12 protein-coding genes are annotated in these 14,257 nt (G+C 43.6%); 6 read left to right on the top strand and 6 right to left on the bottom strand.

Annotated elements, in window-relative coordinates; genetic code table 11:
• Positions 1 to 279: 279 nt before the first annotated feature.
• Complete coding sequence (locus ACHEVO_RS12175; protein ID WP_394125092.1) at positions 280 to 969, bottom strand: DNA glycosylase; 690 nt, start codon at positions 967 to 969, stop codon at positions 280 to 282.
• A gap of 359 nt (positions 970 to 1,328) precedes the next feature.
• On the opposite strand from ACHEVO_RS12175, the gene upp reads away from it, so the two are divergent.
• Complete coding sequence (gene upp, locus ACHEVO_RS12170) at positions 1,329 to 1,988, top strand: uracil phosphoribosyltransferase (RefSeq protein ID WP_057761878.1); 660 nt, start codon at positions 1,329 to 1,331, stop codon at positions 1,986 to 1,988.
• A gap of 73 nt (positions 1,989 to 2,061) precedes the next feature.
• Positions 2,062 to 2,811 (top strand): SDR family NAD(P)-dependent oxidoreductase, encoded by a 750-nt coding sequence (locus ACHEVO_RS12165; RefSeq protein WP_394125091.1) that lies wholly within the window; start codon positions 2,062 to 2,064, stop codon positions 2,809 to 2,811.
• Between the two features lie 70 nt (positions 2,812 to 2,881).
• On the opposite strand, the gene ACHEVO_RS12160 is transcribed toward ACHEVO_RS12165, so the two are convergent.
• Positions 2,882 to 3,550: a hypothetical protein gene (locus ACHEVO_RS12160; protein ID WP_394125090.1), complete on the bottom strand. Its 669-nt coding sequence runs from the start codon at positions 3,548 to 3,550 to the stop codon at positions 2,882 to 2,884.
• 191 nt (positions 3,551 to 3,741) lie between these two features.
• Here ACHEVO_RS12160 and ACHEVO_RS12155 point away from each other — a divergent pair, with 191 nt between their 5' ends.
• Positions 3,742 to 4,710, top strand: a complete 969-nt coding sequence (locus ACHEVO_RS12155) for an alpha/beta fold hydrolase (RefSeq protein ID WP_296210219.1) — start codon at positions 3,742 to 3,744, stop codon at positions 4,708 to 4,710.
• 87 nt (positions 4,711 to 4,797) lie between these two features.
• Here the strand turns inward: ACHEVO_RS12155 and ACHEVO_RS12150 are convergent, their stop codons facing one another.
• Complete coding sequence (locus tag ACHEVO_RS12150) at positions 4,798 to 5,025, bottom strand: DUF1653 domain-containing protein (RefSeq protein WP_296210216.1); 228 nt, start codon at positions 5,023 to 5,025, stop codon at positions 4,798 to 4,800.
• A 95-nt stretch (positions 5,026 to 5,120) separates the two neighbouring features.
• Positions 5,121 to 6,332: a tyrosine--tRNA ligase gene (tyrS, locus tag ACHEVO_RS12145; RefSeq protein ID WP_394125089.1), complete on the bottom strand. Its 1,212-nt coding sequence runs from the start codon at positions 6,330 to 6,332 to the stop codon at positions 5,121 to 5,123.
• 143 nt (positions 6,333 to 6,475) lie between these two features.
• Here tyrS and ACHEVO_RS12140 point away from each other — a divergent pair, with 143 nt between their 5' ends.
• From ACHEVO_RS12140 to ACHEVO_RS12130, 3 genes are all read left to right on the top strand, one after another.
• Positions 6,476 to 7,834, top strand: a complete 1,359-nt coding sequence (locus ACHEVO_RS12140) for an anhydro-N-acetylmuramic acid kinase (RefSeq protein WP_394125088.1) — start codon at positions 6,476 to 6,478, stop codon at positions 7,832 to 7,834.
• Positions 7,835 to 7,987: 153 nt separating this feature from the next.
• Complete coding sequence (fabF, locus tag ACHEVO_RS12135) at positions 7,988 to 9,322, top strand: beta-ketoacyl-ACP synthase II (protein WP_394125098.1); 1,335 nt, start codon at positions 7,988 to 7,990, stop codon at positions 9,320 to 9,322.
• A gap of 130 nt (positions 9,323 to 9,452) precedes the next feature.
• Positions 9,453 to 10,298 (top strand): hypothetical protein, encoded by an 846-nt coding sequence (locus tag ACHEVO_RS12130; protein WP_394125087.1) that lies wholly within the window; start codon positions 9,453 to 9,455, stop codon positions 10,296 to 10,298.
• Between the two features lie 137 nt (positions 10,299 to 10,435).
• On the opposite strand, the gene ACHEVO_RS12125 is transcribed toward ACHEVO_RS12130, so the two are convergent.
• Together ACHEVO_RS12125 and ACHEVO_RS12120 are read right to left on the bottom strand one after the other, a co-directional pair.
• Positions 10,436 to 12,253 (bottom strand): aminopeptidase P family protein, encoded by a 1,818-nt coding sequence (locus tag ACHEVO_RS12125; protein ID WP_394125086.1) that lies wholly within the window; start codon positions 12,251 to 12,253, stop codon positions 10,436 to 10,438.
• A 418-nt stretch (positions 12,254 to 12,671) separates the two neighbouring features.
• Positions 12,672 to 14,240: a peptide MFS transporter gene (locus tag ACHEVO_RS12120; RefSeq protein ID WP_394125085.1), complete on the bottom strand. Its 1,569-nt coding sequence runs from the start codon at positions 14,238 to 14,240 to the stop codon at positions 12,672 to 12,674.
• Between the last annotated feature and the right edge of the window lie 17 nt (positions 14,241 to 14,257).

The raw sequence follows: 14,257 nt of genomic DNA, 5'->3' as shown, positions 1-14,257 counted from the left end.
TACTTCCAGCTCGTCTTGATGAGGTGCGTATTATAGACGGTTTATCTTTTGTGTCAACCCGTTTTATTAATGTTTTTAATCTTATTTTAGGAGATGAATAAATCTGTATCCTTTTCAATGGGTTATATTTTAGTTAATTTCAATAAGTCTAAAGACTGCCTATAAATGTGCTCTTTACTATACTTTCTAATATCAAAAATGTTCAGCTTTATTAAATAAATCCTTTTACTATCTTTAAGCTTTATCTTCTATTAGTGCAACCATCTCTCTATTGTCACTTTATAACTTACCCATCTTTTCAAAAAATGCTTTATACGCCGCTACTTTCTTATCCAACGATAATGGATAAGCACGTGAAGTCGACGGTAATCTATATAAGGTTAGGTTATTCACATCAGCTTTCTGGTTATCTGTACTCTGCCATTGATAAGGGTAATCCATACTTTGATTGGTTTTTGGATGCTTTGATTTGGCAATTGGCTCGTCTAATAAACCAAGTAGTACTTCGGTCGCCTTGCCTCCTGTCGTAAACAATGACTCTACCTTTGGCACTTGCGGCAAGATAACCTCTAGATCAACAGGAGTGACCACCGTTAAATTTTTATCCGAAGCGTTGCCCGTCTCACGAATGGCCTGCTTTACTGTCGGACAAGAAGCAATGCCGCGTTCAAACATGAAATTTTGGATACGTTCAGGGTCAAAGCGTTTTTCATCGCCTACTCTAAAGTAGTCAGCATCATCAAAAAATACTCGGCCATATATCCGCCACATATCATTATAAAAATTGGGATAATGAAAGCTCATTGCCCATTTATCACTAGTCGGTGGAAAAGTACCCATCATCATGACCGTGGCATTGGGCGGTAAGACAGGCTCAAAGGGGTGAGTTTCAAGCTCTGTGGCTTTGTCATTAGACAATTTCGATTCAGTATCAGTGGTTTTTTGAGTGCTTGGTGTTTTTATAGTCATGATATTCTTCGTCAGAAAAGCGGTTTTTTTGGTATCATAGCAAGTCTAAACACTACCTCACTTATAATCACGTTATATAGTCAAACTTAGTCGGTTCAATCAGTTGACTTAAGACAGCGCGATATCATTTTACTTAGCCTGAATTGCTTAGGCTTTGATGGCAGCTGTGAACGCAAATATTGTCATTGCGATAAATGAGCACTTTCGCAAAGTAGTTAATTAGCTTGATTGTGAAGGATTTAACTTTACTATTTATAAGCTAAGGATATGGTTAAAGTGCGGTAAGTGTTTGTATCTTTTATACTAATAGCAACCGCAGTAACTGCGCAAGCATCAGACAAGAAACCAAGAGAGTACTTATGAGTGACTTAAACAGCGATTTAAAAATTACGGTAATCGATCATCCACTAGTCCGTCATAAACTCAGCCTTATGCGCGAAAAAGACTGTAGTACTTATAAATTTCGTACATTGACCAAAGAACTTGCGCGCTTGATGGCTTATGAAGCAAGCCGTGATTTTGAGATCGAGACTTTCCCAATGGAAGGCTGGTGTGGCGAAATCACTGGTGAGCAAATCATCGGTAAGACGGCGACGATCGTACCGATTTTACGCGCAGGTATTGGCATGCTTGATGGGGTGCTCGACTTAATCCCTACTGCTAAGATTTCTGTGGTCGGTCTACAACGTGATGAAGAAACATTGCAGCCAGTCCCTTTCTTTGAAAAATTCGTGAGCCACATGGACAAACGTCCTGCGCTGATCATTGATCCAATGCTAGCCACAGGCGGCTCAATGGTTGCGACCATTGAGATGTTAAAGAAAAATGGCTGTACTAACATTAAAGCATTGGTATTGGTCGCTGCACCTGAAGGCGTACGCTTGGTAAACGAAGCGCATCCTGACGTGACTATCTATACCGCTGCATTAGACAGCCATTTGGATGAGCACGGTTACATCATCCCAGGTCTAGGCGATGCTGGTGATAAGATTTTTGGTAAGCAGTTATCGAATAGATAAGTTGCATTAGGGTAAATAAAGCCATCATCAAAATTATGGCAACAGCAGACAACATCAATAATAAGGACAGATCATGAACGTATTGATTACAGGAGCGAGCGCGGGTTTTGGTAAAGCGTTGGCAGAACGTTTGGTTGCTAACGGCCATCGTGTGATTGGTTGCGCCAGACGCCTTGATAAACTGAATGCTTTGGCAGAAACTTTAGGTGAGGCTTTTTTGCCCGTGGTTATGGATGTGAGTGATACAGCTTCTATCCCGCAAATCATTGCTGACTTGCCTGATGATTTTAAACAAATCGATGTCTTGGTTAATAATGCAGGATTGGCACTGGGTACAGAGCCTGCGCACAAGGCCAGTCTTGATGACTGGATGCGTATGACTGATACCAATATTAAAGGCTTGATGGCGTTGACCCATGCGGTCTTGCCAGCAATGGTAGCTCGCGATAGCGGTTATATCATTAATGTCGGTTCGATAGCTGGTAGCTGGCCTTACTTTGGTGGCAACGTTTACGGCGCAACTAAAGCGTTTGTAAAACAGTTCAGCTTAAACTTGCGAGCGGATCTGATTGGTACTCAAGTGCGTGTGACCAATCTTGAGCCTGGTAATGTGGCTGGCACTGAGTTTTCAAACGTGCGCTATCACGGCGACGATGACAAAGCTGCCAAGGTGTATGATGGCTTTAAAACTATGACAGGTGAAGATATCGGTGATATTTTATTATGGTTGATTGAGTCACCTGCTCATATCAACGTTAATCGCCTCGAAGTAATGCCAGTTGCCCAGACCTATAATGGATTAACGATTGCCAAGCAAAATTAATACTATTTGCCTTATTAGTTAACGTATTGGCGTTGATTATCGATGTATCACTTATCAACATCGAACCTTGTTAGCGCATCTCATAAGACCGAAGCAATATAGAGTCATCTATATTGCTTTTTTTTATGTCTTCAATAGCTTGCTCATTGACCAAACGCAAATCCTGAAAGTCCAAAATCAGTACTTCGTTGCGCAGACGTTCGCTAGTACGTTTATTATGACGTATCGCAAACCCCAATACTTGCTTACCTGTAATAGTTATCTGATTAATGATTAACTTTGAAGTATTCACGGTCAGCTTTTGTGCCAGATTTTGAGCATTTATTATTGCCGTTGCTGGATTCACCGTAGTGGTTAACGTCTTCGTCTGTCTTACACTTTTGGGCATATCTCCTGCAAAAAACAATACCTGACCTAATGGTAAATACTGCGCATGGCGTACTAATTCTTGTCGGAACAATGCAGGCATGTCTGTATTAAAACTGTCTTCTGTCTGCTGATAAAATGCGGTAAAGTTACGATGCAAATAACGCCCGAACACCGTAGTATTAATCCATTCTTGATAGACATCGTCTGCCAATAACTGCTTGGTAAAAGCACTGGCATCAATTGTGACCTCTCTACTCAAAGTAGCAGATAACATCGATAGCAAAAGCGCCTGCGGACTAGTAAATGTCTGCTGCTGCCATACTTGTGGATACAGGCTACTATCGAGTAATGGCAATGTTGATCTGCTCATGCACTTATATCCTTGTCAGTTAACGCTACTGCTTTTACCGCTAGCCAAATTCTATGCTATGGTCAGGCGACAGCTTTAATATAGCAGTCTTTTATTCGCGGTATAACTATTTTGTAGCGGTGTACTCTACCGCAATACTCTTTTAGCTAAATTGACCGAGACAGCTTAAAAAATCAAAGAGATATCACTCTATGAAAAAAGACCTCATACCCTTTCCTACTCCCTACCAGCTAAAGACCATTACTGTCCAAACAGCTGATGGAACGTTGCTGCCCGTCTCTGTCATTGGCGAAGGTAAGCCTGTCCTATTAATGCATGCTTTTGGTATGGATGCGAGGCAATTTTTGCCATTTATTTTACCGCTCATTCAGCACTACTGTTTTTACTTACCGCATTTTAGAGGGTTTGGTTTGGCCAGTCATCTAACGTTGCCAACGTTTGATTTTATTGAGCAATATGCACAGGATACCCAAGATGTGTTTGAATACGTGAGTAAAGAGACTGGCTTTGAGGCTTTTCCTGTTGCCGCGATATCGATGGGAGCATTAGTCATGTGGGCGTATTTTCAGCGCTTTGGTACTCAGCGCGTCAGTCACTATCTGAACATTGATCAAGCACCGATTATTCATAATCAGCCAGACTGGCAAGGTGGCGGTGTATTTGGTACACGACAAACCGAATTGTTTGCGCAATTTACACAGTTAATTACCGACACTGCTCCTTATCTACAAGCCGAGCAAATGGTTGACTTCCGTCACCTGCCCTATCGATTAAAAGTGAATTTGTTAGACATGGAACGCTCTTTTTCTCTACTCTCTGTCAGTAGTAAACCTTCGCAATTATTGGTAAAAGCCCTCAGTTATCGGGCACCACACAAAATCTCACTAATGCAGCACGCGACATGGCAACACAAACTGCGCTGCCTATCTGCGTATGTTGCACTGCCCTACGATTACCGCGAGGTTTTGCCAACAGTCAATATTCCGACTACCTTACTGATTGGTGCGCGCTCGCAGTTATATAATGCAGAGTGGCAACAGCGTTTGACCACTCTGCTGCCCAATGCGCACAGTATTATTTTGCCGACATCAGGACATGCTGTACCGATGGATGCACCAGTTAGTTTTTATAAAGTATTGAAAGAGTTTCTGAACGCTTAATTGTAAGTTTGCGATAATGCACAAAAAAAACGACCTCAACGGGTCGTTTTTTATGTGCTAAATTCAATCTAAATTAGTGGCTAAGTATTAATCATTTAATGGTTTAATCAATTCAAATCGCGGAATTTCCTTACCATCGACCGTGACCGTTTCAGCAAACATCGCAAGCGGTCTGACCCACACGCCATACTCACCGTACAGAGAACGATATACCACTAGCGACTCTTCGGTTTCTGAATGCTGCGCCGTATGCAATACTTGATACAAGCTGCCTTTATAATGGCGGTAAATGCCTTGGGGAATAGTTTTAGTCATAGCAAACTCCTACTATTAAAAATGGTTGCCAATCGCTTCATAAAAAAGGTCGACAATGACTGCCGACCTCGCTCTTAATCATTTTTATAGATTATCTAACCAACCGTCACTTTCGCATAAGCCTTTTTACCTGCTTGAATCACGACCGTCTGACCTGAGGTTAGACTAAAGCCGCCATCAACGACTTCGCCATCTACTTTTACCGCGCCACGTTTTACCATGTCTTTGGCAGCTGAGTTGTTTTTAGCGAGCTTAGCTTGATTCAGGATCTGAGTGATAAATAACGCATCTTGCCCTTCTAGATCTAACATGATTTCTGGCAAGTCAACTGGTAGCTCGCCATCCGCTAAGACGTTACCGGCAGATTTGTGCGCATTAGCAGCGGCATCAGCATCATGGAAACGCTCGATTAACTCTTCGGCTAGGATACGTTTGACTTCTTGTGGATTACGGCCACCTTCCATGTCTGCCATCAAGCTTTCCACTTCTTCCATTGGCTTAAAGCTTAAAAATTCAAAGTAACGATGGATCAGTGTGTCCGGCATCGACAGGATTTTTTGATACATGGTACCTGGTGCGTCGTAGATAGCGACATAGTTGCCCAGTGATTTGGACATTTTATTGACACCATCCAGCCCTTCTAAAATTGGTACAGTAATACAAACTTGCGGCTCTTGGCCATAGCGTCCTTGCAACGTGCGACCCATTAGCAAGTTAAAGGTCTGATCAGTACCGCCAAGCTCAACATCAGCTTTTAGGGCAATAGAATCGTAGCCTTGTACTAACGGATAAAGAAATTCGTGAATTGAGATGGGCGTTTGTGATGCATAGCGTTTTGAAAAGTCATCACGCTCTAGCATACGCGAAACGGTTTGCTGACTGGCTAGTTGAATCATGTCAGCGGCGCTCATGTCATTGAACCACTCAGAGTTAAAGACTACGCGAGTTTTTTCTTTGTCCAAGATTTTAAATACTTGCTCAGCATAAGTCGTGGCATTGGCTTTGATTTGCTCATCAGTCAACGGTGGACGCGTGCTGTTTTTGCCAGAAGGGTCACCAATCTTGGCCGTATAGTCACCGATTAGAAAATAAATCTCATGACCCAAATCTTGAAAATGCTTAAGTTTATTGATCAATACCGTGTGACCCAAATGCAGATCAGGTGCGGTAGGATCAAAGCCGGCCTTGATACGTAGTGGACGATTTAGCTTTAGCTTAGCCACTAAGTCATCTTCAGATAATATCTCTTGCGTACCGCGCTGAATAAGGGCCAGTTGTTCTTCTAGGGTGTAAGTTTGATTGGTCATGATGCTCTCTATATATCACTTTAATTGGGATTTTTATGAATGACGGTTACTGGCTCAACACCTTAGGAAGTTTAGAACCTCAAAAGGTCAGAAAAAATGCTAGAATTTGACGGATATACTAGCGTTTTTTAAGGTAAATTGCCATGACCAACCCCGCATCGATTGCTGATACTGACCATAATGCCCTCGCAGACTTGCTTATGAATAATGGTTTGGATAACCCTTCAGACGATATTGATGATTTGACCTTTGATGATTCGAACTACGCCACCCTGACCGATGCCCTTGAGCAAACCGTGTTTGAAAGCTTCGATGATGGCTTATATATCGGCATGATGTCTGGCACCAGTTTGGATGGTATGGACGCGGTGCTTTGTCAGTTTAATCCTGCGATGAGCAACGAAGACAACACTCAACCGCCGATGCAACTACTGGCGACCTATAGCCAAGATTTTCCGTCACGTCTGCGTGAAGTATTATTGGCATTATGTCAGCCGAATGGTGTGAATCAACTCGTACCAGAGGCCGATGGACCAAACAGTGAATTGGATTGGTTCGGCTGGGCAAGTCGTGCGTACGCTGAGTTCGCGAGCGAAGTGGTCAATACGCTATTGCAGCAATCAAATACCGATCCTGAGTCAGTGCTAGCGATTGGCTGTCATGGACAGACCGTACGCCATCGCCCGCAGATGGGATTCACGTTGCAACTGGTCGATGCCAATATCATCGCTGAGCGCACAGGCATCAGCGTGGTCAATGATTTCCGACGTCGTGACATGGCAGTTGGTGGTCAAGGCGCGCCTTTAGTACCTGCATTTCATCAGGCATTATTTGCCAATCCCGATAGCACACGTGTGCTATTAAACTTAGGGGGTATTGCCAATATAACCGTCTTGCCAGCCAGTGAAGAAATTCAAGTTGTTGGTTACGATACTGGACCTGCCAACTTATTATTGGATGCGTGGATATCTTTGCATACCGACAATGCTTATGATGCAGGTGGCGCTTGGGCACAGTCTGGAACACTCATTGAACCATTATTACAGCAACTTTTGGCACATCCGTTTTTTGCTCAGTCTCATCCAAAAAGCACTGGCCGTGAGGACTTTAATTTAACTTGGTTGCAGGGTGAGCTACAGGCTTTTGAGCAAGCCAATGCTAACATCAGTTATTCAGCAGCCGATGTGCAAGCAACCTTAACTGAGCTAACGGCTATCAGTGCCAGTATGCAAATCAATACGTTTATCAGTCATTCAAAAAACAGCTCGGTTTATGTTTGCGGTGGCGGCGCATTGAATGACTATTTAATGGCACGCCTGCAAGCACACCTACCCCATTGCCCAGTAAAAACCACTGAACATTTAGGGCTTGCGCCAACATGGGTCGAGGCCGTTGCTTTTGCATGGTTGGCTAGACAAACATTGATGGGTGAAACTGGTAATTTACCGGCGGTAACCGGTGCAAATAAAGGCGTGGTATTGGGCCAAGTATGTTTTGCCTGACCAGTTAAATTTTAGTTTACATACGTGCACCTATGTGTTTTATAATGACTTTTGAAACGCCATCCTCTTAGGACCTGTAAGTATAGGATATATCGCATGAGCCAGAATAGTAGTTCACCTATCGACCAAGCCACCACTGATGACACAAATAATATGACTGCAGCACCTGTACATAAATCGCGTCAAAAACCACCTCACTACGAGCGTTCTGATGATACGCGTGTGGTAGTCACAGGTATGGGCGCCATTACGCCGCTCGGTCTAGACGTCGATAGCTCATGGACCAAATTGCTCAATGGCGAGAGTGGTATCTCACCGATTACGCATTTCGATGCCACCGGCTACCGTGCGCAAATCGCAGGCGTAATCAAAGATTTTGATGCTAAGCAATATATGAATGCTAAAGATGCACGTCGTTATGATGAGTTCATGCATTATGGGGTTGCCGCTTCTGCCATGGCTCTAAAGCACGCTGGTTTTATTGATGAAGTCAGTGCTGCTGATGCACCTGTGCAAGGCGTTGACCAAGATCGCTTTGGTATTATTTTAGGTTCAGGTATTGGCGGTATTCAAACAATTGAAAACAGCCGTGATACCCTACACGAAAAAGGCGCAGGCAAAGTCTCACCTTTTATCATTCCAGGCTCTATCGTCAATATGGCCGCTGGACTAGTAGCGATTAAGCATAAGTTAAAAGGCCCAAACCTTGCGACATCAACAGCTTGCACCACGGCGACTCATGCCATGGGTCTTGCCGCTCGTTTGATTGCTTACGGTGATGCCGACGTTATGCTGGCAGGCGGTAGTGAAAAAGGCTCTAGCCCACTTGGTATAGCTGGCTTTAGTGCGATGCACGCACTCTCTACGCGCAACGACGAGCCAACCAAAGCCTCACGTCCCTTTGATAAAGGTCGTGACGGATTTGTCCTTGGTGATGGTGCTGGCGTGGTGGTATTAGAAAGCCTTGCTCATGCTAAAGCGCGCGGTGCAACGATATTGGCAGAACTAGTCGGGTTTGGTATGAGTGATGACGCCAGTCATATTACTGCACCACCAGAAGACGGTAGCGGTGCGGCAAGAGCGATGCAAAATGCACTAAACGATGCTGGTATCGAGTCATCAAGCGTCGGTTATGTCAACGCTCATGGTACTAGTACCCCTGCGGGTGACGTGGCTGAGTCTATTGCTATCGAAACTGTGTTCTCTCCTGTAAAAGACAGCATCTTAGTTAGTTCGACCAAATCGATGACCGGTCACTTACTTGGTGCTGCTGGCGGAGTTGAAGCCATCTTTACAGTACTAGCGTTACAGCATCAGCATGTACCACCTACGATCAATCTAGATGATATCGAGGACAACTGTAACCTTGATTATGTGGCTAACCAATCACGCAAAGTTGATAACTTGCAATATGCAGTATCCAACAGCTTTGGCTTTGGTGGTACCAATGGCTCATTGGTATTTGCTCGCTGGCCTGTCAATCAATAACAGCCACCCAACTACCTCGCAGCGCATTGTAATGAATGCGTTGTAACGTTGGTGTCAGATTTGCTACGTTTGTCCACTTGCAGCCCCTTATCGTACTTGCGTATGATAAGGGGTAATTTTTGGAACATTTATGGAAGATACCATGTCAAGCTACTCATTTTCCCATCAGTTTTATCAACGCTGGACGTGTGCACCTGAGCCAGTACGCGCAGCGATTACCCAAGAACTAAAAGACATCACTACCTTGCTGCAATCTGACACCTCATTTGAAGACTTTACTTTTAATACCCATGATTTGGATGCGCATGTAGACGAGCTATATGACAACTACAATGCCGAGCAAGCCATTGCTAAAGCAATCACGGACAAACAAGAACAAGAAGACGCAGCAGCTGCAAAACAAAAGCTAGAAGCCGAACAGAAGCAAAAAGAAGCAGAAGAAGCCACACGCAAGGCAGAAGCGACTCAAAAAGAACAAGGAAAAAATGAACAGTCAGCGTTAGAGACAGACAACGACAAAGAAATGGCTGCTACCGACGTAGCTAAAGTAAACACAGATAAAGTCGTGGCAGATAGCGCTGTTACTGACGATTTTGTTACTGATAATTCTAGTGCAAAGACTGAAAAAGACGCATCAGAAGCAAAAAATACTGAAGGTAATACTAGCGATAATAAAAATGCTGATAACAAAACCATTAGCGAACAGGCACATACGCTTAGCGATAACCACATTAAAGATATTAATAATAAAGCCAGTGCAGCGATTAATTTGGCCTTAAAAGATGCGAAGCTAGATGCAACACACCAACAGCTAATCCGCGAGCTAGAAACACAGGTCGATGACTATTTAAGCGAGCAAATGATGCTGATGTCTGAAAACCTAAAGTCTTGGCTACGTGCTGAGGTCACTCAACACTTTAGCGAGCAGAGTGATTCAACTACTAATAATGAAGCTGCTAAGAAAAGCATCCACTAACAGTGCGTATTTTTCAGTATTAAACCTACAGTTAAAACAGTCGCTCAGTGGTAAGTACTAAATAACGAACACTAAAAAGCCCCGTAAATTATTTACGGGGCTTTTTAATACTTTTGTTTAATTTTTTGAGCTTGGTATTAAATGGCTTTGGTACGTTCAGTCAACCATTCAAGCGCTGCACCTTCAACACGATCTTTTAGCTCTGCGAAGACTTGGCTATGATAGCTATTTAACCAATTAATCTCGGTTTGCTCCAACAACGATGGCTCAATCAGACGCGTGTCGATTGGACAGTAAGTGATGGTCTCAAAGTTCAAGAAATCACCAAACTCTGTCTCAGTAGGTTTAGCAACTGGCGTATTTACTACCAAGTTCTCGATACGAATGCCCCATTTGCCTTCGCGGTATAGACCTGGCTCATTACTAGAAATCATACCGACTTTCATCGCGCGCTCTTTTGGCGTGCTAGCGCTATAGGCAATGACTTGTGGGCCTTCATGTACATTCAAGAAATACCCAACGCCATGACCTGTACCATGACCATAGTCCATCTGTGCTTGCCACAAAGGCGCACGGCAAATGGCATCAATCAACGGTGAGGCGATACCATCAGGGAAATGAGCGCGAGCCAGCGCAATGTGGGCTTTTAACACAATCGTAAAGTCGCGTTTATGCTCAGCAGTGACTTGTCCAATACCAACTACGCGGGTGATATCAGTCGTACCATTCTGATATTGTGCGCCTGAGTCAATCAGTAGCAATCCGCCTTCGCCCTCGGCCACATCAAGGTAGCTGAATTTTTCTGGCGTTGCACGGTAATGTGGCAATGCGCCATTTTCGTTAAAGCCTGCGATGGTCGGGAAGCTTGGCGAGACATAATGCGGCTGACGACTGCGCACATCTATCAGCATGCTATCAACATCCAGTTCACTCAAACGCTCGCCGTTTGCTAGACGCTGCTCAAATGTGGCAAAAAACTCAGCTAAGGCAGCACCATCTTGACGCATCGCTTCACGGACATGATCGATATCTGCATCAGATTTTACAGATTTGAGTAATGTACTAGGCGCCATTTGCTCAATAAAGCCAACATCATCTGCCATTTTTGAGAGCGTACCTACTGCAACTTTGCTCGGATCTAACAATAATAAGTCGTCTGGTGTTAATGCACTCAATGCCTCTTGCACAGCAGAATAGTCAGCCAATGTGATACCGCTGTCTTTTAGACTCTGTGCAATATCTTTGCTTACTTTATCAGTATCAACAAACAACATTGCTTTGTCTGCGTCAATCAACATATGTGATAAGAATACCGGATTATAATCAACATCCGCACCGCGCAAGTTCGTCAACCAAGCGATATCGTCTAAGCTTGAAAGTAAATGATGGGTCGCAACTGCTTCTGCCATGCCTTCGCGTACTGCAGCCAGCTTTGAGGTGGCAGACTGAGCAAGGAACTGTTGATCATGCGCGTATAACTTGGCCGCTGGTAGTGCTGGCCGATCTGTCCAAATCTCTGTCAGCACATCACGCTCAGTGATCAAAGTAATATCATTGGCATCAAAAGCATTTAGCAGGCGATCTTGCTCAGCGATAGATAGTACGTTGCCGTCTACTGCTACGCTATCCCCTTCTTGCAAATGCTCGGCTAGCCAATCAATATGATTTGGCTGACCTGGCGCAAGCTTTTCTAAAGTAATACCTGTGCCTTCTAACTGGTCGGCAGCATGTACCCAATAACGGCTATCCGTCCATAGACCTGCAAAATCAGCAGTCACGACCAGCGTACCGACAGAACCGGTAAACCCTGACAGCCATAAGCGTGCTTGCCAGTACTCTGGTAGATATTCAGACAAATGTGGATCAGCAGAGGGTACGATGATGGCGGTGAGATCTTGCGCGGCTAAGGTGCTGCGTAAATTAGCAATACGTTCGTGAATGGCTTGTTTATTCATTGAATGTGTCCTTATAGAAGTTATAAAAATATGATGATGGCGCGATTATTTACAATCGTCTTGTTCTAATAGTCGTCTTGTTTGAGTTGTTGATACCACTTTAATTTTAATAAGATATTTATCATTGATAGCAATTATTCAAGCAAACAGTCTACTTATTTAGCTATCTAATTATGTTTGCTTTGATAGTTGCTTCTACTTATTGAGAATATAAAATTGAATTAATATAGGCTTATAAAACGCTGTACTGCTGTTTATCGTGAGCTATTATTAGATGTTTGGGCAGATAGTAAGCTTTCAATGGCTTGTGCCAAATATCTCACCAACTAAAACAATAAAACGTGCTACCAGTAATGGTAACACGTCTCGTCATAAGTCACTTGTGCTGTTGTTAATCACAAATGTACATCAGACTATCTTATTGCTTGGCCAGTTGTTTTTCACGCTCGCTTTCTTTAAGCATTTTATTGATAGGTTTTGCTAGTATCAATAATAGTACAGCGGTAACTACCAAGAAGATGGTCATGGTGGTAAATAGACCTGGTAATCCTTCGATTTTGTCAGCAGATACATGCCCACCAAAGAAGGCTGCAACCAAATTACCCATAGCAATAGAAGCAAAGAACAACCCCATCATTTGCCCTTGCATACCCTCTGGCGCCAATTTAGTCATGGCAGACAACCCAACTGGGCTTAATGCTAACTCACCTAGCGTCAATAATAATAAACTACCTACCAACCATAGCGGCGATGCCAAGCCAGCACCAGGCGCTAAAATGCTTTTTGAGGCAAAAATCATCAAGGCAAAACCTGCAGCTGCCAGTAGCATACCGAGTGCAAACTTAGCCATACTGCTAGGCTCAAGACCTCGGTTACCAAGCTTGACCCAAATAATACTAACGATAGGTGCCAATATTAAAATAAATAGTGGGTTTAATGACTGGAACCAAATACTTGGTACCTCAAATCCTAAAACGTTCAGATCGGTATAGCGATCGGCAAATAGGTTAAAAGACGTTGGCTGCTGCTCAAAGCTTGACCAGAACAGCGTCGAGCCAATGATTAAGACAAAGCAAATTAGCAAGCGTAGTTTGTCTGTCTTATCCAATCGTGGTGAGATAAACATAATAGCGAAATACAAGATGACGACCGCAGCAATGATATACGTCATATACTCTGCAACCATCTCAGGATTGAACGATATCATACCGGTAGACACTAATAGCACTGCGGCTACTAGCAAGGCGACAAAACCACCAACCCAGCGACCGATGTTTTTATAATGGTCGTTAGATTTTTCCCACTCAGCAGAAATACCTTTAGCGCGTGCATAACGCGTTAAGTTCTTTTGCGCGAAAAAACGATAAATCAATAATGAAACTAGCATACCCAAACCACCAACGCCAAAGCCGACATGCCACATGCCTTTTTCTTTGAATACGCCAACGATAAGTGCTGCCAATAACGCACCGATGTTTATACCCATATAAAATAAGGTAAAACCGCCATCACGGCGAGAGTCGCCTTTGGGGTACAAGGCACCGACCATCACTGAGATACAGGTCTTAAATAACCCTGAACCCAAGACAATACAGATTAAACCAACAAAGAACAGCGTCATACCAAACATCGCTGAAAGCGCGATACACAAGTGACCAAGGGCAATAATAATACTGCCCCACCATAACGCACGCTCTTGACCTAGCCAGTTATCTGCTAGCCAACCACCTGGTACTGCTGCTAGGTATAACGAACCAGCAAAAATACCATAAATAGCAGAAGCGGTGACTTCATCGAAGCCAAAACCGCCACTGCTCACTGTTGCCACCATAAATAGAACTAATAGTGGACGGATACTATAATAGGAGAATCGCTCCCACATTTCGGTAAAAAACAATGAGCGTAAGGGCGCAGGATGTCCCATAAAGCCATTGTCTAGTGCTTCTAGCTCTGCTGCACTAGCCCCCGATTTTGTTTCTGTGCCCATAACTTTATTCCTTTAAA

The sequence above is a fragment of the Psychrobacter nivimaris genome, from assembly GCF_043419765.1.
Classification (GTDB): Bacteria; Pseudomonadota; Gammaproteobacteria; order Pseudomonadales; family Moraxellaceae; genus Psychrobacter.
Note: the sequence above shows the minus strand (reverse complement) of the source record. Positions and strands in the feature narration are given on the sequence as shown.